This window comes from Psychrobacillus soli (assembly GCF_006861775.1).
GTDB classification, from domain to species: Bacteria; Bacillota; Bacilli; order Bacillales_A; family Planococcaceae; genus Psychrobacillus; species Psychrobacillus soli.
Genome location: NZ_VDGG01000025.1, coordinates 34948 through 54753, shown reverse-complemented (window position 1 = coordinate 54753; position 19806 = coordinate 34948). Strand labels below are relative to the sequence as shown.

The window sequence follows — 19806 nt, the reverse complement described above, 5'->3', positions numbered from 1 at the left end:
CAAATAGGATCGTTATTTAATCCGACCTCTCAAAAATCATAAAATTGTTTTAGTCATGATAAAGTCTATTTGTTCTTCATCTCCCATATAAAAAGAGTGCGTTCCAGTTTGAATAAATCCCAATTTCTTATAAAAAGCAATTGCATTTTCATTTTTTTCCCATACGCCTAACCAGATATTCTTTTTATTTCGTTCCATTGCAATTTCTATCGCTTTATTGAATAAATATTTACCAAGCCCATGTTTTTGATATTTATTCTTGATATAGATCCTCTCGATTTCTAGGGAATCATCACCCATTTCTTCAGACTGAGCATCATCAATATTGACTTTTAAATATCCAGAAACTTCATCATTAAAATAAACGAAAATGAATTCCGATGAAATATTGGATAATTCTTTTTCTAATTGATTTAAATTAAATGCCTTTTCCAAATAGATATTCATATTTTCTGGTGAATTCTGATGTTTAAATGTCTCATTAAATGTTTCATAACTAATTTCTTGAAGTTTTTGTAAATCTCCAACAGTACACTTTTTTATATTTATAGTCATTTAAATATGCCTCTCCTTTTTATAATCAATAATTTCTTTTATTTCCCTTTTTTACAAATTCCCAGTCTTTTTCTACATTTTTTCTTACCCTTTGAAGAAGATTAAAAATGATTTCTGCTTCATTCTCGGAAAATCCCTCTAATGCAATGAAATTAGAATAATCATTTTCTATTTTTATAAAAGGATAAGTCTTTTTCCCTTTCTCTGTAGGAAAAAGCTTCTTTATTTTTTTGTTATGTTGATCGTCTTCCTTTTCGATAAAGCCTTTCATTTCAAGCTTTTTTATAGCACGAGCTGCTGTTGTTCGGTCTACTTTTATCATCTCAGCTAACTTTTCTTGAATGATTCCTGGATTTTCACATATTCGAACAAGGTACAAATACTGCCCTTTTGTGAGGTCAAATTCCTTAAACTCTATATTGCTAATGGAATCTAATGCCCTGGCAATCATTCCAATTTCACGAAGAATTTCCTTCATAATAAACTCCTTAGTACATATTTTTGTTGCAACTGCAATAAAAATGGCATACATTAAATATAACTATTTTTTGTTGCATTTACAACAAAAATGACAATAAAGAGATTGGGTAAAGTGAAATTCTTCATATGATTGATCTACATTCAGTATTATTACACTTTCTGTTTCCTCTACAATCTGACCTGATTTCAGAATAGACTGACTAGTTCTTTTAACATTCCGACCTTTTTAAAGAAGCATTTTCTCAGTCTCTTTTTATTGTGCTTTTTTATATTTTCATGGCAGAGCAACAAAAAAGCGTGAATCTCTTCTAGAATCATCGCTCAGATTTATTTCAAAACATCTTTGTTATTCCTTCATTTTTAGTTGTCCATACGTCTTCTATTATAAATGAAGTAAGGTAAATTCCAGTTGAAATAGACGGATAATATTCTTAATATGACGATTGATAGTAAAAGGGAAAATGTAGAATAAGGGCCATGTATCCAATCTAAACCAATGGCAATACCTACTAATACTGCCCAAAAGGCATAAATTCCAGATGAAAGAATCATTGGTTTTCGTCCAGCAAACAAATCTCTTAGCATCCCACCACCTGCACCTGTCATGCAAGCTGCTATGATTACTACGATTAAAGGAGCATCTATAGATACAGCATAATTTGCCCCTTGAATGGCGAATGCTGCTAAACCAATGGCATCAAAAAACACCACACGATTTTTCCATTTACTTCTCCATTTCTTCGGCAATAGATAAAAGACCGTAATAGCCAAAAATGCTATTTCAAATAAATGATCCTGTAACCAAAAGTTTTCAATTGTAATTCCCATTAATAGATTACGAATTAGTCCCCCTCCGAATGCGGTCGTAAATCCTAATACGTACATACCGAATAGATCATAATCCTCTTCTATAGCGATAAGCACACCACTTATAGCAAAAGCGATAGTACCAATGATGTTAAGAATATCCCAGGTCATAGGTGATTCCTCCTTTTTCCATCTCCTGATTTAATCGCAAAAGAGTCGTTCAAATAGAAAACTTTGAACGACTCTACTGTTTTATTCTTGCATAATATATTTATAATACCCAAAAATAGTTCTGTTAAACTAATTCCAATGTATAATGGGCTGTAAGAAGCATTTCATTTTTCTAAGTTTAGTAATAAATTAACGTCCCAATTAACTGGAGGTGGAAGATGATGAAGAAGAAATCCCTTACATTGTTAGGAATTGTAATAGCTTGGATTATTATACTTTCTTTTTTATATGTTCAAACTCAAAACAATGAATTGACATTGGCTGAAAGTATGGCAGAAACTAAAAAGGAACAGCAGAAAGTGGAAGCACTCTTAACAAAAATACAGCAAACATTCGAGCATGAAAATTACGGTGAAATAGAATTGTTCTTTTCTTTTGAAGAACGTTTACTTACCGTACAAGTTAAAGATCAAGCATTTTTAGATCAAAACGAAAAGAAAATAAAGACGCTTATTAATGATATCGTGAAAGAAAAAAAGATGGATACTATTAACATTCAATTGGAAGCCTTTGATACGCACAGTACTCTGAGCGAAGAAGACAAAAAATTAAATGATTTAATCAATGAAGTTTCAAAAATCACATCTGATTCGTTGCAGGAAAAAGGAATTTACATAAAAGCAATGATGATTGATCCAAGTACCCCTAACCCATATATGGAGATAAGAATAGACGGAACAAAAGAATATTATGATGATGTGAAGAATGATATCCAACAACTTGTATCCAATGTTGTTTTTTCAAATACAAAAATTAACTTTCAAGTTAAAATAACAAGAAAAAGTGAGAATGATATAAGAGACGAAAAATGGCAACCGATTTTTAGTGCAATAAGAGAAGAAACCGATAAAAAATTTGACGAATATAGAGGATTTGCATACTCATTCCATCCCGAACCATTGCAAATTATTATAAAAACGGACTTACGCGAATCTAAGTGGGCTTGGAATTCGAATAAAAAAGCCGAGCAGATTGTAAAATATGTCGATGAAATAATCGAACTAAAAAGGGAAGAATTATCGGTAGAAGAATTGCCATATGAAGTGATTATAAGAAGTAAGGATAATAAGCAAGTGGATTAAAGATAAATTCAGTAGACTATTTAATAGTGTCCCTATGTAAGAAACATTCAAGTTTTTTTCTTACATAGGGACGCTTTTTGATTTCTCTCTTCAAAATACTTACTTAGTCTATCTATAGTGAAAAAAATTGTTGTGTAAACAAATGAAACGAGTATTGCAGCAATTAAAACACCGGAAGCTGTTAAGGAAAAAATTAATGCACAAAGTATGGCACATCCTAAATGTGTTAAATAGGACAAACCAATGTTTTTACTAAAGCTCCATGATTCAATCGCTATCGAGGAAAGTATACCCACTATGAAAAGTATAGGAACCGTTACAATACTCACTGCCAAACCTATAATAAAATAGGAATCTGCAACATCATGGAAAAATACTGGCACAATAAAATATCCAATTATTGTAGTTAAAAATGCTGCAAATAATTTTCGACTAACCATATTCACTCCACTCTCTGTCCACGTAATAGATATCTATAAAGTACAAGATAGTTGAAGTTCATTATTTCACAAACTTGTCCTTGCTGTTCCCTTTGAAACAATCGCTTCTGATTTATCCTTTAATCGGTTTCTTTATTTTCTTACTTATGAACCACATGAATATCGTTAGAAATAGTAGTATGATTGGAGACAAACTAGCATATTTCAAAGCATTATTTGCCCCTGATAAATAATAGGATATCGGTATCGACATGAACGTACTAATTAGTAAGAATACCCAAGACATTCTAAAAACACCCACGAATAAAGTGGCAATTGTTAAGAACAATGAAAGCTGCAATAATAAAATCATTTTTTCACCTACATTATCTTTTGTACTATCTTTCAGACGACTCATTAAACTTCTTTCTATCTTGATCCTTCATAAATTCAATCGCTTTTTTAATTGTTAATATATCATTTTCCACCCAATTCATTCCGATTTTCATTACGAATGATTCCACAAACCCTTTTCCATTACAAACAAAAACATATTCCAACAACGCATTTATCACTTCATTATGAAGTCCCAAATCGTGCAAATCCTTCACAAGTGTTTCTTCATCTTTAGCTACCACTTCATATGCTTTCATCAATTCAAATGGTGTGATCGTTTTATATTTGTTAAGTAACCACTCATCGATTGTCATTCCTGTTTTGTTATTAAATTGAATCTCATGTTTTGCATTCAATTCATCAGTTGTCATTTTTTCTCTTCTATACAACTCTACCATTTGTATTTCAGACCACTCTAAATGATTACTTTTGAAGTTGATTTACAATAAGATTTAAAACATCGTTATGCGACATATCATCAGTCAATATTTTTTCTCCATCCACTCCAAGATAATCACTTGGATTCCACCAGGCACGTAAAGAATCTTCTCCGAAATCCATCTTTTTCGATCTAGAGTTGTGCCGTATGATTGTTTCTTCAAAGGATAAATCGAAATAAAAAGTATATGTTTTTTCGTTATAAAACTGGATCAAGTTATTCAACATTTCACCATACCGACTTTTATTCAAAATTCCTTCCACAATAACAAACTCACATTTATCTTTACCATATTCTGCGATTTGGCGAATCAAATCAATTGAAAGATTCCCTTCTCTGTCGTGAACCTTTAACATTTCACGTCGGACGACATCCTGAGAAACCAAGAGTGTTCCACGCCCCAAATGATTTTGAAGACTTTTTGCAGTCGTTGTTTTTCCACTTCCAGAGTTTCCTCTTATGATAATTAGCTTAGATTCCATATTTCTCCCCCTCTACCTGATCCAATTAACGCAATCTTTTTCACTTTCCGCCATCTCTTTACTATCGATATATTAGATACAATACTGAATAGTTTCCAAGTTATTTCTAACACGGGGACAAATTACAATTCCAGAAAATGGATCTAAACAAAAATAAGCCTGTCCCTTAGCTGGGAGATACGCTATAACTAAATTACTATAGGATTCATCATTTGAATAATGATTTTGGACTAACTCTAAAATCTCTATATCAATGATAAACTTTCCAGTCATTAGGATATCTAGCCCTATCAGACCATTGATTCCCCTTTTGGAACAGCTCTTTTATTTTCGGTTGTAAGTTAGTTTAACCATTTCTTCAATTACCTCTGTTGTTTTTGCAGGGTTTTCTACAACTAAAAGATGCGTGCAGTTTTCAAAAGGGACTACTTTGGCATGAGGAATTTGTGATGCTAAATAGGCAGCAGTCTCTTTTGAATATAATGTGCTCTTCTCTCCGTACACTATTTGTGTAGGAACTGTGATATTTGGTAGCACATCTCGGAAATCTGAAACCGCCATCGCATGCCACATTGCAGATAGAACATGTGGAGTATTGTTATCAACCACTAAATCGAGCTGCTCATTCAAAAGGTCTTCTGTTAAATATGGCACAACAATTTTGAAAAATGGCTTCGCAAATTCACTAAAATCCTCATTTATGACTGTCAAATCATTTAGCGAATCTTCTCTTGTATATTTCCCATGATAAAGTCCAAGATTCCACTCTCCTTCATTCACCAACTTTGGCGTCATATCGAAAATGGAAACAGATTTCAATCTATGTACGCCAAAGTTTCTTACATATTCGAATGTAGTGGCCCCTCCCATTGAATGCCCAACTAATGTGACATCTTGAAGATTTAAGTATTCCATTAATTCCTCCAAATCTGTCGCAAATCGTTTGAGTGATAACCCTTTTTCCGGACGGTCGGAACTACCATGCCCTCTTAAATCAAAGGAGATTACTTGATAATTTTTACTCAAATCATCAAACGATAGATCGAATGCCGTGTGATCTGCTGACCAACCATGGACTAAAACGATTGAATTGCCTTCCCCTTGTTGTTGATAATACAATTTCACTCCATCACTTGTTTCAAAAAACGCCATTTCTATTCCTCCCTTTTATTTATTGTAGTATTCCAAATTCTCAAATACAATTTTTTGAACCGTTAAAAATGATAGATTTATATGGTAGAAATTTTTATTAATGGATGGTTAGTTGAGACAAAAACAATCCAAAGTAAAAAGTGTCTTCTTTCTACAAAATTTGTAGCCGAAGACACTTTTTTCATTTATTCATCTCAACCATCCATGTAGAATTTAGCTTTTTAATACAAATAATCGTTTATTTTTAAAAGCTATCAAACTGATGACTAATAATAGCAAACCTGAAAATACAAATACGATCCGTACACCAAGTAAATCCACTAATATCCCCATAAGTAAAGAAGAAACTCCAAATACTCCAGTTGCTACTGTGCCCATCGATGTATAAACAGTTACTAGCTTGTCAGTTGAAACACTTCGTTGCACTATCGTTTGCTGCGGTATATTTTTTAGTTGTGAACATAGACCAATAATCGCCGACAGCATCAATGCTATTATAGGCTGGCTAGTCATACCAAAAACCATAGTCAGTAAACCGGAAAGCAACGCACCGCAGAAGTAAAAGTAAACGGCACAAATGCCGATATAGTTGCCGAACCAGTTAACTTATATAAAATACTAATCGTGCTAACGATATAAAATACATCACCTAAATTAGCTGTAGACTGACCGAGCAGTAGAAAAAGAAAATTTTTATTAACTTTCATCATTATCCCCCCATGTTTAAAATCACTTATTTAGTTGAAGTAATTTTATGGGGTTAAATTGGACGATTCATTCAAAATCTCCTTTATCATGTAGCAAGCAGAAGAAACTTCGGGGGATTTAAAAATTTCTTTACTGACTCGCAAAGTATTCTATACTTTTTTAACGAAATGATTGTAACTTGCCTCATTCAAGAAAAAGAATGCTATTTTTTTGAATCAGTATATCGTATCTCCCCATCCGATAATAATTTTTTTCCTAATAAAATATCAATCAGCTGCTCCCGTACATTCACATTTCAACAAATTGCAGCAACTTCCCCAGTATGTATAGTTAAATCGAAAGCCGGAAAAACGATTGTATCATGTATATGTTTTTCGGCTTGCAAAAAATTTAAAGACATTGTTATATCCTCATTTCTATTATTCTTAATTTTCTTATTATACCAATTACTGAATAAATGAACATTATAAAAGAGACACAATTCGCATTCGAATCGTGTCTCTAATTAGATTGCTATTTCTAATTTACATTAAGCTACCGCTGCTTTTTTAGCAGGATCCTCTTTTTCACGTGTGAAGAATTGGATGGCTAACAGTATTGCGAAAATTACTAATCCTGTGATATCTGAAAAACTCTCAGGATAGATTAGTAATAATCCAGCCCCAACCGCGAAAATTCTTTCAATCCATGTAACTTTACGATACCAGTATCCAATCATACCTGCACCAATAGCTACCATACCCGTAATGGCAGTAAAGACTACCCAGACAATTTCTAGGAAAGTCGTGTCCATCATTAATAAAGCAGGCGAGAAAATAATCATATATGGAATGATAAACGCAGCAATCGCTAATTTTGCTGCTACTACCCCTGTTTTAATCGGATCTCCACCTGATACGCCTGAAGCAGCAAATGCAGCAAGTGCTACTGGTGGTGTGATATCGGCAATAATCCCAAAATAGAAAACAAATAAATGCGCTGACAATGCAACTACTAACGGAATGGTTGAACCTGCTGGCATATCAATCATCAGTAATGTAATAATCGCTGGAGCAGCAATTGTACTAGTAATAACATAGTTTGCCGTCGTTGGTGATCCCATTCCTAGCACGATTGAGGCTAGCATTGTAAAAATAAGCGTCAAGAAAATATTTCCACCGGATGCTGAAATAAGCCCATTAGCCAAGCTTAAACCTAGCCCAGTTTTCACAACAACTCCAACGATAATACCAGCTGCTGCAGTCGCTGCTGCTACTGCTAGAGCTGTCCTTGCACCATCAACTAATGCTTCAATAATATCTTTAAAGTTCATTCTTGTTTGTTTATCGATCGCACTAAATACAACTGCTGCCACTATTCCCCATAATGCTGCTTGCATCGTTGGAACCCCGATAAACATCAACACGATAATTGCAATAATTGGGATGAGAAGATACAGTTTTTTTAGAACTTCTTTACGATCTGGCATTTCCTCTTTGGACATGCCTTTTAAACCTACTCGTTTTGCTTCAAAATGCGTCATAATCCAAATTCCGGTAAAGTACAAAACCGCTGGAATTGCCGCTGCTTTTGCAATCTCCCAATAGGTAATACCACCGATAAATTCGACCATTAAGAATGCTGCTGCTCCCATAATTGGTGGCATCAACTGTCCTCCTGTGGATGCTGCTGCCTCCACTCCACCTGCAAATTCCTTTCGGTAACCAAGCTTTTTCATCATTGGAATTGTATAAGAACCGGAAGTAACGACGTTTGCAACCGAGCTACCTGAAATCGTTCCTTGAAGTGCACTTGAAAAGATAGCAACTTTTGCAGGGCCACCTACTAAACGTCCTGCTAGTGTTACTGCTAAATCATTAAAATATTGGCCAACCCCTGTTTTTACAAGGAATGCCCCAAATAATAAGAACACAAATATAAACGTAGCAGATACACTAATCGGTGTTCCTAATATACCATCCGTTGTGAAGAACATCAGATGAATCAGGCTGCTTAAATCTTGCCCTCTATGCGCAAGGAATCCGGGGAAATACGGACCAAAAATCCCATAAGCTAAAAAGGCAGTTGCAATAATCGTAATTGGCATTCCTACCGCCCGACGAGCTGCTTCTAACGTTAAAAGCACTGCTAATAACCCGACAATAAAATCTAATTGTGTTAACTTTCCTACTCTAAAAACTAATTCTTGATATTGCAGAGGCCAGTACAATCCAATCCCAATTGCTAGAAGTGACAAAATGTAATCATAGAACGGGATCGTTCCTTTTCTCAGGAACTTTCTACGAGCAGGAAATAATAAGAAAATAAGCGATAAGGCAAAACCTAAATGGATGGAGCGTTGTAGGTATGCTGTATATTGTCCCCAAATTGCTGTGTACAGTTGGAAAAGAGAAAATGCAAGCAATCCTATAAAAATAACCTTTTTCATGATTCCATCAACGGATCTAGTATTGGACTCAGGATCATATTTTTTTAAAATCTCTTGCTGCTCTTCTTCCGATAATTGCTTAAATTCTTCTTCATTTTGAGTAGTTGTATTTTTTTCCTTCATGCATTTTTTCTCCTTTCATTTGTTGATAACGTGATAGTTTTTTTACGTTTACTTCATATGATTTACCACGATTCAATGTCTTTTTCAAATCCAATTCTTCGCCACCATATCGGAAAGCTAAGTCCATATCTATATTGGCTATGAATATCGTAAACGTATCAATTACTTCACTTTTGTATGTAAGCATGTATTTACCATCTAGCTCTTCAAATAGTTGACCTTCTTCTGCATATCCTGGCAATCCGATGGCTAAATCTGTATATTCCATTGTTAATAATTGTATGCTTGCGTTGTTTCTAATTTTATACGACTCTATTACATCCGATTTGTGAATGGAATGCGTATACCGGATTTGAAAGGTGCGGTCCTCTTGCACAGGAATATAATGAACTGTTGGATGAGCTGTTCTTGTTTCTGTAAAGACAAATGCGAGCTGAGTTGGATAAAATATAAGTAGCACTAAACCGCAAATAATAGAGAAAATAACAAGCCTTTGGAGAAATCGCATACTCGCTCCTCCATTCACTTCAAAATCTGAGAAAGTTAAAAAAGGGGCCTGAAGCATGCGCAACATAGCCCCTTCATATTTTGGGTTATTTGTTTACTTCATCGAAGTATTTTTGAGCACCAGGATGAACTGGTATACCAATACCGTCTAGCCCTGTTTCTGCTTTAATAAATTGCCCTTTTGGATGTGTAATACTAGCTGCATTTTCATAAATAGCTTTTGTCATTTCATACACTAAATCTTCTGGAAGTTCGTTCGCCACTGCAAGCATCGCTCCTACAGAAACCGTTGGAACATCTTCTGTTAAACCATAAGTACCTGAAGGCACCACGTCTTTTGCATAATATGGATATTTTCCAATTAATTCATCTGCTTTCGCATCTTCCACAGGGATAATTAGCACGTTTGCTACAGCGTTTAACGCTTCAACGGCACCAGTTGGCGTACCAGCAGTAATAAACGCCGCATCAATTTGTCCTGCTTGTAAACTATCTTGAGATTCACCAAAATCTAAATTTTGAGGCTCAATATCATCCATTGTTATACCATGGATTTCAAGCAATTGTTCAGCATTCGCATATGTTCCTGAACCTGGAGCACCTACCGATATTTTCTTTCCTTTTAAATCTGCGAATGATTTAATTCCCGTTTTATCGGTAGTAACTAATTGAACCGTCTCTGGATATAATGATCCAAGTGCTGAGATTGTGTCAATTTTGTTGTCTTCAAACATGAATTTTCCTTCCGTTGCATAGTAGGCAATATCTGTTTGAACGAAAGCGATTTCTTGTGTACCTTCTTGAAGAGCAGTCATATTAGCCGCAGATGCTTGCGAAACTTCTGCAGTCGTTTTAATACCAGTTTCTTTACTAATTAAATCTGCAAACGTACCACCAAGCGGATAATAAGTTCCTTGTACCCCACCTGTTAAAATACTTAAAAACTTGTAATCTTCTTTCTTTTTACCAGAATCCCCACTAGTACTATTATCATCTGAACCACATGCCGATAATATGAACAAAGCAATGATACTTATAATAGAAATCCATTTAAATTGTTTCTTTCTCATTCCATTTCCTCCCTTTTTATATATATTCCCCTTGTTCATAATAATATTAACATAAAAACGCTTCCAGTTGTCGATCTATTTAGCCTTTTCTCTATTTTTAACAAAAAAACATACATTAATCTTTTAGATTAATGTATGTTTTTGTTCCTTTATTTATGAACAACTATCATACGTCGTATTTTTTACTTTTGAGCCAGTTTCACCTCTTAATAAATCGCCTTCTGTTGCTTCGATAATTTGGTTCGTTACATTATTGGAAATCGAGTTTGCTACTAATTGTAGAAGGCTATTCACGTCACCTTGTGATTGTTTGAACTCTTGTACGATTGGCAAGTCATCAATTTCTGCTTCAATCGCTTCAATTTTTCCTTCAATCATTTTCAGCGCTTTTTCTTTCCCTAAATGTTGAAAGTTAACCGCTTGTTTTTGTAAGCTTTTCAGACTAGCAATTTTTTCACGTACGGTTTGGTTTTCGTTAATTTGTGCTTCTGCACGTTTAAAGAAATCTACTTCTTCCGTATTTGCAATCATTGTTGCGATTTCTTTTGCTTTTTCAATAATATCGTCTCTTGTATATTTAGTAGACATTATATTCCCACCTTTTGCTCATTTGGTACTTCTATTAGTTCTCCAGTAAGCGACCATGTTTTGGCATCTGTAATTTTCACTTGCACAAGCTTACCAATAATATCTTTTGGTCCAACGAAGTTTACTAGCTTGCTTTTCGGTGTATATCCTGCGAGTACATCCGGGTTATTTTTACTTTCCCCTTCTACTAGCACTTCCACCACTTGACCTTCGTATTTTTTCATTGCTTCTGCAGACATATCATTTACTAATTTATTTAACCGTTGTAGGCGCTCTTTTTTCACTTCCATCGGTACATTATCGACCATTTTGGCAGCTGGAGTACCTTCACGCGGCGAATAAATATACGTATAAGCAATTTCAAATCCTACTTCTTTATATAAAGACATCGTTTCCTCAAATTGCTCATCCGTTTCGTTCGGGAATCCGACAATAATATCTGTTGTTAACGAGACATTTGGAATAGCCGCTTTAATCTTACGAACTAATTCTAAATAATGGTCTCTTGAATATTTACGAGCCATTATTTTTAAAATATCGGAAGATCCAGATTGAACTGGTAAATGAATATGATCGACTAAATTTCCGCCTTTTGCAAGTACTTCGATTAAATGATCATCAAAGTCTCTAGGGTGACTCGTCATAAAACGAATACGAGCTACATCGATTTTGCGAAGATCATCCATTAAATCACCAAAACGGTAATCTAAATCATCAAAGTCTTTACCGTAAGCGTTTACGTTTTGACCAAGTAATGTTACTTCTTTATAGCCTTGCGCTGCTAAATGTCTTATTTCTTGAATAATGTCTTCTGGGCGACGGCTACGTTCTTTTCCTCTCGTGTAAGGAACGATACAATATGTACAGAATTTATCGCAACCATACATAATATTTACCCAAGCTTTGATCGAACCTTTTCTCACTCGTGGCAAGTTTTCAATAACATCTCCTTCTTTAGACCAAACTTCAACGACCATTTCTTTCGAAAGATACGCTTCGTTTAGAATATTAGGTAGGCGGTGAATATTATGCGTTCCGAAAATCATATCTACTTGGTTATATGTTTTTAATATTTTATTGACAACGGATTCTTCTTGGGACATACATCCACAAACACCGATTAATACGTCTGGATTATTTTGTTTTAAATGTTTTAAATGGCCAAGTTCCCCAAATACTTTGTTCTCCGCATTTTCACGAATAGCACATGTATTGAGGAGAACAACATTTGCATCCTCTACCGTATCCGTAGGTTCATATCCAAGCTGCATGAAAATACCTGCCATGACTTCTGTGTCATGCTCATTCATTTGGCAGCCATACGTACGAATAAAAAATTTACGATTTTGCCCCATACCTTTAAATTGCTCAGGGATTGCAAAGTCATTATGGTAGGCTACTTCTTCTTTTCCTCGTTTTTTTGCTTCTTTTAAGGATGGTGGAGTATAAACTGTTTGAAAATATTGGCTATAATCCTTTTCGGATTTTTTGTCCGGAGAATTAGGTTCTTTCACCTGTGTACTTTGTAAACGCGATTCTTCGTTCATAGAAGACGCTCCTTTCTTTCATTCGTAACTAACACGAACATCCATCAACCTATTATACTGAATACTGCACTATAGCCACAAGGTATAAAGCTTAAAAGTACTTAATTGGACATAAGAAAGTATTTTTGGAGAGGGAATATTACATTTTACACTCTTGATTTTGGGTTTGGATATTTGGGTGAGTGAAACTTGCGGTTTTGGCTAGAGATCTTGCGATTTGAGGTATCTATCTTGCCATTCTGGCTAGGAATTTTGCGATTTGGATACTCTATCTTGCGATTCGAGGTATATATCTTGCGATTCGCAATTTGGAGAGTATATCTTGCGGTTTGGAGTCCCTATCTTGTGATTTGGGCTTGGGATCTTGCGATTTAGACATTCTATCTTGCGATTCGAGGTATATATCTTGCGATTCGCAATTTGGAGAGTGTATCTTGCGGTTTGGAGTCCCTATCTTGTGATTTGGGCTTGGGATCTTGCGATTTAAGTACTCTATCTTGCGATTCGGGCTTAGGATCTTGCGATTTAGACACCCCCACCTCGCGATGGGAAATGCCCGCTTCATCATTTTCTAACCAACAAAAAAGCTACCCATAAACGTAGGTAGCCTCTTTGTCATTACATAAAGTCTTGTAATAATGTATTAAATTCTTTTTCACTCATCTTTAAGTTTTGGTCTACGAGTGGCGTTGGTGCGTAGCCAGGAACTTGTTCTTGGTAAGACGGCGCATTTTCATTTTGATAAATGATTCCAGTCACTAATCCTTCATTTTCCATCACAACTCGCATTGCTTCTTCACGATTTGTATGGTCATACCCTTCCACATTGGAAAGCTTCGTTAAGTTTTCTTTGAACCAGTCGTACGTATTTACTTTATTGTATGTTACGCAAGGACTGAATACATTGATGAAAGCAAAACCTTTATGGTTAATACCAGCTTCAATGATTGCAGTTAACTCTTTAATATCAGAAGAGAATCCTTGAGCTACAAAAGTTGCTCCTGATGTAAGTGCTAGTTCAAGTGGTTTAAGAGAAGGCTCTATTGCTCCACCTGGCGTCGATTTCGTTTTAAATCCTTCCGCTGAACGTGGAGAAGTTTGCCCTTTTGTTAATCCGTAAATTTGGTTATCCATTACGACATATGTCATATCGATATTACGACGAATCGAATGAATAGTATGGCCGATACCGATTGCAAATCCATCTCCGTCTCCACCAGAAGCGATGACGTGTAGATCTTTGTTTGCCATTTTCAATCCTTGTGCTATTGGTAAAGCACGACCGTGAATTCCGTGGAATCCGTATGAATGGATATAGCCTGAAATACGTCCTGAACAACCGATACCAGAGATTACCGCTAGATCGTGAGGCTGTATGCCAACATTGGCTGCTGCACGCTGAATAGCTGCTTGAACAGAGAAGTCACCACATCCTGGGCACCAGTTTGGTTTTACATTATTACGAAAATCTTTAAATGTTACCATCAGTTAAGCAACTCCTTTACTTGTTTTTCTAGCTGCAATGGTAAGAATGGTGTTCCATCATATTTCAATACATTGATCACTTTATCATGTCCGCCGACATTCATTTTTAAAATGTTCGCTAGCTGACCTGTTGCATTATTTTCTACAACGACTACTTTTTTCGCATTTGCTACAAGTGGTTGCATTTCCCCAGACGGGAATGGGTGGATCAATCGGATATGTGCATGATTCACTTTCATTCCTTGCGCTATAAGTGTTTGTTGTAACTCTTCTAACACACCTCTAGTCGAGTTGAATCCGACGAATAAAATATCTGCTTCTTCATAAGGTGCATTTACATAAACAGGCTCATTAAAGTTTACATGTTGTAATTTTTTCATACGCTTATCCATTTGCGCTATACGATTAGAAGCAGCTTCTGAAGGCTTACCAGTCTCATCATGTTCTACACCTGTAACATGGTGAATGGCATGCTCTGTTCCTGGTAATACGCGTGGCGATACGCCGTCGTCTGTTACTTCAAAGCGTTTGAAATAAGATTTATCTACTGCTTCTGGAATTTCCTCATTTTGCACTAATTTACCGCGACGAATTTCAATTTTCGAATAATCAAATGGTTCTACCGTTTGTTTACCGAGTGAAAGTTGTAAATCGGATAAAATAATTACTGGAAGTTGTAATTCTTCCGCAATATTAAATGCTTGAATCGTATCGAAGAACGCTTCTTCTCCTGTACTTGGAGCAATAACTACTTTCGGAATTTCCCCATGTGTACCGTAAATCATTTGCATTAAATCGGATTGCTCTTGCTTCGTTGGAAGTCCAGTGGATGGGCCACCACGCTGCGTATCCACAATAACAAGTGGTTGTTCTGTCATGCCAGATAGACCGATTGCTTCCATCATAAGCGATAAACCAGGACCCGCTGAAGCCGTGAATGCACGAACACCACCGTAGTTAGATCCAATCGCCATTGTAGCTGCAGCAATTTCGTCTTCTGTTTGGATAACTGCTCCACCAAATAAAGGCAGCTTTTTAATCATGTATTCCATAATTTCGGAAGCTGGCGTAATTGGATATGCTGCCATAAATCGAACACCTGCCGCTAAAGCTCCAAGTGCAATTGCATCATTTCCAATCATGAACATCCGGTGTTGCCCGTCTGCTGGAACAAGTTCCCACTCGCCTAGACGGTCTCCTAATTGTTCCGCCATCGTATCGAAGCCTTGTTGAATGGCTTGCATATTCTTTTCAACGACTTCTTGTCCTTTTTTACCGAAAATTTCATTTACAACTTCTTGGAAAACTGCTTTATCTAAGTTTAATAGTGCAGAAGTAGCTCCAATTGCTACCATGTTTTTCATCAGTGACGTCCCTAGCTCTGCAGCAACTTCTGTAAATGGCACGATATACATTGGAGCAATGCAATCTTCCGGAGCTACCGGTGAAAATTTCGCATCCGCTAAAATAACGCTTTTTTCTGTTAGTTCTTTGTAATTTACATCTATTGTTTCTTGATCAAATGCTACTAAAATATCTAAATTATCTGGAATTGTACGTACTTGCGTAGGACGTACACAGATTTTATTGTTTGTGTGGCCACCTTTAATTCGAGAAGAGAAATGACGGTATCCGTATAAGTAATATCCAAGGCGGTTCATCGCCATAGAGAACATTTCCCCAGTACTTTCAATACCCTCTCCTTGCTGCCCTCCTACTTTCCAAGAAAGTTGTTGCAACATATAAACATCTCCTTACTGTCATTATCAAATATGCCTTGGCGTATTTGTGTTCAGATTTTGAATTGAGCCTGCTCAATTAATTCCTTTCAAAATCTGTAACATCCGCCGGAGGCTTTAACTTCATTTAGCAGGGACTTGAACCCTGCTAAAATGCTTTTATTGTTCATTAAATGCTTTTTTCCTTCATTAGTTTACCATGAAGTAGTGCGATTCACTATGTATTCTCTATGTTTTTCATCAAAATCAGACCTTTGACGGAAATGAAATCGTCACAATATATTCGAAATACAAAATGAAGTCGCTACAACGATCAGTAGCGACTTCACGGTTATTTTACCCTTTTCTCTACTAATAACTTCAAAGCAGTTCGATCTTCACCCGAAATAACGATATCTGTGAAAGCAGGTGAACAAGTTAAATCTGTACCACTAGGTGCAACAAATCCTCTAGCAATCGCAATCGCTTTAATCGCCTGATTTAGTGCACCTGCCCCTACTGCTTGCATCTCTGCATACCCTTGTTCTCTAATTACTGCAACAAGTGCTCCAGCAACTGAATTGGGGTTAGAACGAGAAGATACTTTTAATGAATCCACTATCATTTCTCCTTTTATAGCTAGATTATGAACTTGCTTTCGTCCATAACCTACCTTATGCTTCGGAAGAAATATTTAGACTTTTTTAGCCTTGAAATGGGTAGTCATCATTAATATAGACACGTTCTTGATGAATAGCTTTTCCGGTAGAATTATCTACTTCTATAAAGAATCCACTTAATACGGAACGACCACTTTTCGGTACTTCAAAACGAGTTGGCATATTCGTTTGAAAACGGTATAAGACGTCTTCTTTTTTCATCCCTAAAACTTCGTCATAAGGCCCAGTCATACCAACGTCTGTAATATATGCTGTACCGCCTGGTAAAATACGAGAATCCGCTGTTTGTACATGCGTATGCGTCCCTACGACAACGGAAGCTTTACCATCTAGATGCCATCCAAAAGCAATTTTTTCACTCGTTGCTTCCGCATGAAAATCAACGAAAACAATTGGCGATAATTTCTTCGCTTCTTCTACTAACTCCGTCGCTTTTTTAAAAGGATCATCATGAGGCGGCAAAAACGTTCGTCCGTGCATATTAATAACCGAAATAGTATGCCCATTTTTGGAAACTGACGTCATTCCTTTGCCTGGCGCTTCTTCCGAAAAATTGGCAGGACGAATTAAATAATCCGTATCATCAATAAAATCCATAATTTCTTTTTGATCCCATGTGTGGTTCCCCATCGTTACGACGTCTACACCCATATGTAGCAGGTCTTGAAAAATATTCTTTGTAATTCCACGACCAGCCGCAGCATTTTCACCGTTTGCAATAACGACATCCACATTATACTTTCTCTTTAATCTTGGTAAATAACTTTCTAATGTCTCTCTACCAATTGAACCAACAATATCACCTATAAATAAAATCTTCATAATTCATCCACTTCCTTAACGAAAAAAAGGCTTCACTTCGAAGCCTTCCTTCTATTTTGCGTATTCTACAGCTCTAGTCTCTCTAATTACTGTCACTTTAATATGACCTGGGTAATCGAGTTCTTCTTCGATTCGCTTACGAATATCCCGTGCCAAACGATGAGCAGAAATATCATCAATTTGATCTGGACGAACCATAATGCGAATCTCTCTCCCTGCTTGAATGGCAAACGATTTTTCCACACCATCATAGGATTCCGAAATTTCTTCCAGTTTTTCTAAACGACGAATGTAGTTTTCTAATGTTTCACTTCTTGCACCAGGTCGTGCTGCCGATAAAGCGTCAGCAGCTGCTACTAATACCGCAATAACGGAAGTGGCCTCTGTATCTCCGTGGTGAGAAGCAATACTATTAATAACGACTGGATGTTCTTTATATTTCGTCGCAAGCTCGACGCCAATTTCTACGTGGCTTCCTTCTACTTCATGGTCAATCGCTTTCCCAATATCGTGAAGTAATCCTGCACGTCTTGCAAGGGTTACGTCTTCTCCAAGTTCAGCAGCAAGTAAACCAGCTAAAACTGCTACTTCTGTTGAATGTTTCAATACGTTTTGCCCATAGCTTGTACGATAACGTAATCTACCAAGAATCTTGATCAAGTCAGGATGTAGATTATGAACGCCTACATCAAATGTAGTTTGTTCTCCGATTTCTCGAATCTGTTCATCTACTTCTCTTCTTGATTTTTCTACCATTTCCTCAATACGTGCTGGATGAATTCGTCCGTCTTGCACTAATTTTTCTAGTGCTAGACGAGCAGTTTCTCTTCGTATCGGATCAAATCCTGATAGTATAACAGCTTCTGGTGTATCATCAATAATTAAATCGATTCCAGTTAAAGTTTCAAGCGTACGAATGTTCCTACCTTCACGACCAATGATACGACCTTTCATTTCGTCATTCGGTAGATTAACAACGGAAACAGTTGTTTCTGCTACATGATCGGCTGCAAATCGTTGTAAAGCAAGTGAAAGAATTTCACGAGACTTCTTATCTGCCTCTTCTTTCGCTCTTGTCTCCGATTCTTTTGTCATAACAGCTATATCAGTAGCTAGTTCATTTTCTACTTCTTGAAGAATAACCGCTCTTGCTTCTTCACGTGTTAATGTAGAAATTCGTTCTAGTTCACTTTGTTGTTTATCAACTAGCTCGTCCACTTTACTTTCTTTCCGTTCGATATGCTGTTGTCTTTCGGTTAGAGCATCTTCTTTACGCTCAAGACCTACTTCTCTCTTGTTTAGAGCATCATCCTTACGATCAAGGTTCTCTTCTCTTTGTAATAACCGATTTTCCTGTTTTTGCAGTTCCATACGGCGTTCACGGATGTCAGATTCTGCTTCATTTCGTAATTGGTGAGTTTCATCTTTGGCTTCTAATAGTGCTTCTTTCTTTAATGCTTCTGCTTCTCGCTTTGCTTCATCTAGGATGAGTGCAGAAGATTGTTTTGCACCAGTCACTTTTGAATCGTTCACTTTTTTCAGATAATTATAACCAACAACGGCACCGACAAACAGACCAAGCAAAGCGGAGATGATAATTTCATATGGCATTCGAACACCCCCTATTGCTATTCTTTTTAAGTTTCAGTCGGCACATAAATGCAAGTGCATAAATGAATTGCCTTTTTTCATCATTTAATAAAGAAATTATACAATTTTAATTGTATAGATGTAGAAATACTCTGTCAAGGAAACGATAGGAATATTATTGATTTTACAAGGTTTTTTTATGAAAAAATTGCAAGTTTTCTAATGAATTATAGCTGTATTCTTAATACTTTACTTCTTAAAATAGGAATAATGCGTATTAAGCAAAGTATCTACAAAATCTTTACTTGGAGAAGAATGTCAATATATAAATTCGCAACGTTGAGAAGAGCCTTGGCACAACATTTCCCTCCAAACGCGCAACATTTATAAAAAACGAGTCACAGTAATAGTCGTCACACTACAAGTAAACTTGTTATTTTATGAATTGGTTGCTTTCAATAGCAATTTGGTTGCTCTCGGATTGATTTGATTGCTTT

At 36.1% G+C, this 19806-nt stretch carries 21 protein-coding genes; 1 reads left to right on the top strand and 20 read right to left on the bottom strand.

Features of this window, described 5'->3' with window-relative positions; genetic code table 11:
• Positions 1-36: 36 nt before the first annotated feature.
• From paiA to FG383_RS12855, 3 genes are all read right to left on the bottom strand, one after another.
• A complete protein-coding gene (paiA, locus tag FG383_RS12865; RefSeq protein ID WP_142607794.1) occupies positions 37-555 on the bottom strand; it encodes a spermidine/spermine N(1)-acetyltransferase in 519 nt (172 codons plus the stop codon).
• A 25-nt stretch (positions 556-580) separates the two neighbouring features.
• Complete coding sequence (locus tag FG383_RS12860) at positions 581-1033, bottom strand: MarR family winged helix-turn-helix transcriptional regulator (protein ID WP_142607793.1); 453 nt, start codon at positions 1031-1033, stop codon at positions 581-583.
• Between the two features lie 362 nt (positions 1034-1395).
• Complete coding sequence (locus tag FG383_RS12855; protein ID WP_142607792.1) at positions 1396-2013, bottom strand: trimeric intracellular cation channel family protein; 618 nt, start codon at positions 2011-2013, stop codon at positions 1396-1398.
• A 218-nt stretch (positions 2014-2231) separates the two neighbouring features.
• On the opposite strand from FG383_RS12855, the gene FG383_RS21355 reads away from it, so the two are divergent.
• Positions 2232-3155: a hypothetical protein gene (locus FG383_RS21355; RefSeq protein WP_246096994.1), complete on the top strand. Its 924-nt coding sequence runs from the start codon at positions 2232-2234 to the stop codon at positions 3153-3155.
• 47 nt (positions 3156-3202) lie between these two features.
• Here FG383_RS21355 and FG383_RS12845 read toward each other — a convergent pair whose 3' ends face one another.
• The 17 genes from FG383_RS12845 to rny all read right to left on the bottom strand — a co-directional run bounded on the left by FG383_RS12845 (position 3203) and on the right by rny (position 19330).
• Positions 3203-3595 (bottom strand): hypothetical protein, encoded by a 393-nt coding sequence (locus tag FG383_RS12845; RefSeq protein ID WP_142607791.1) that lies wholly within the window; start codon positions 3593-3595, stop codon positions 3203-3205.
• A gap of 112 nt (positions 3596-3707) precedes the next feature.
• Entirely contained in the window at positions 3708-3992 is a 285-nt protein-coding gene (locus FG383_RS12840) for a hypothetical protein (protein ID WP_142607790.1), read from the bottom strand.
• Positions 3973-4341, bottom strand: a complete 369-nt coding sequence (locus FG383_RS12835; RefSeq protein WP_185907935.1) for a DnaD domain protein — start codon at positions 4339-4341, stop codon at positions 3973-3975. Before FG383_RS12835 ends, FG383_RS12840 begins: the two co-directional genes overlap by 20 nt.
• A 52-nt stretch (positions 4342-4393) precedes the next feature.
• On the bottom strand, positions 4394-4891 hold the full coding sequence (locus FG383_RS12830) for a kinase (RefSeq protein WP_142607788.1): 498 nt from the start codon (positions 4889-4891) through the stop codon (positions 4394-4396).
• Between the two features lie 324 nt (positions 4892-5215).
• Entirely contained in the window at positions 5216-6043 is an 828-nt protein-coding gene (locus tag FG383_RS12825) for an alpha/beta fold hydrolase (protein ID WP_142607787.1), read from the bottom strand.
• Between the two features lie 213 nt (positions 6044-6256).
• Positions 6257-6568 (bottom strand): MFS transporter, encoded by a 312-nt coding sequence (locus FG383_RS12820; protein ID WP_142607786.1) that lies wholly within the window; start codon positions 6566-6568, stop codon positions 6257-6259.
• Positions 6569-6570: 2 nt separating this feature from the next.
• Positions 6571-6750 carry a hypothetical protein gene (locus FG383_RS12815; protein WP_142607785.1) on the bottom strand — a complete coding sequence of 60 codons (180 nt, stop codon included), beginning with the start codon at positions 6748-6750 and terminating at the stop codon, positions 6571-6573.
• Between the two features lie 530 nt (positions 6751-7280).
• Entirely contained in the window at positions 7281-9302 is a 2022-nt protein-coding gene (locus FG383_RS12810; protein ID WP_142607784.1) for a TRAP transporter permease, read from the bottom strand.
• The gene (locus FG383_RS12805) at positions 9271-9810 is read right to left on the bottom strand and encodes a DUF1850 domain-containing protein (protein ID WP_142607783.1); all 540 of its coding nucleotides are present in this window, start codon (positions 9808-9810) and stop codon (positions 9271-9273) included. Before FG383_RS12805 ends, FG383_RS12810 begins: the two co-directional genes overlap by 32 nt.
• A gap of 85 nt (positions 9811-9895) precedes the next feature.
• A complete protein-coding gene (locus tag FG383_RS12800) occupies positions 9896-10879 on the bottom strand; it encodes a TAXI family TRAP transporter solute-binding subunit (protein ID WP_142607782.1) in 984 nt (327 codons plus the stop codon).
• Between the two features lie 153 nt (positions 10880-11032).
• On the bottom strand, positions 11033-11467 hold the full coding sequence (locus tag FG383_RS12795) for a YlbF/YmcA family competence regulator (protein WP_142607781.1): 435 nt from the start codon (positions 11465-11467) through the stop codon (positions 11033-11035).
• Positions 11467-13014: a tRNA (N6-isopentenyl adenosine(37)-C2)-methylthiotransferase MiaB gene (gene miaB, locus FG383_RS12790; protein ID WP_142607780.1), complete on the bottom strand. Its 1548-nt coding sequence runs from the start codon at positions 13012-13014 to the stop codon at positions 11467-11469. Before miaB ends, FG383_RS12795 begins: the two co-directional genes overlap by 1 nt.
• Positions 13015-13632: 618 nt before the next feature.
• The gene (locus FG383_RS12785; RefSeq protein WP_142607779.1) at positions 13633-14499 is read right to left on the bottom strand and encodes a 2-oxoacid:ferredoxin oxidoreductase subunit beta; all 867 of its coding nucleotides are present in this window, start codon (positions 14497-14499) and stop codon (positions 13633-13635) included.
• The gene (locus tag FG383_RS12780; RefSeq protein WP_142607778.1) at positions 14499-16241 is read right to left on the bottom strand and encodes a 2-oxoacid:acceptor oxidoreductase subunit alpha; all 1743 of its coding nucleotides are present in this window, start codon (positions 16239-16241) and stop codon (positions 14499-14501) included. Before FG383_RS12780 ends, FG383_RS12785 begins: the two co-directional genes overlap by 1 nt.
• Positions 16242-16569: 328 nt before the next feature.
• Positions 16570-16836 (bottom strand): stage V sporulation protein S, encoded by a 267-nt coding sequence (locus FG383_RS12775; protein ID WP_142607777.1) that lies wholly within the window; start codon positions 16834-16836, stop codon positions 16570-16572.
• 85 nt (positions 16837-16921) lie between these two features.
• A complete protein-coding gene (locus FG383_RS12770) occupies positions 16922-17719 on the bottom strand; it encodes a TIGR00282 family metallophosphoesterase (RefSeq protein WP_142607776.1) in 798 nt (265 codons plus the stop codon).
• 51 nt (positions 17720-17770) lie between these two features.
• Positions 17771-19330 (bottom strand): ribonuclease Y, encoded by a 1560-nt coding sequence (rny, locus tag FG383_RS12765; RefSeq protein WP_142607775.1) that lies wholly within the window; start codon positions 19328-19330, stop codon positions 17771-17773.
• Positions 19331-19806: the final 476 nt, after the last annotated feature.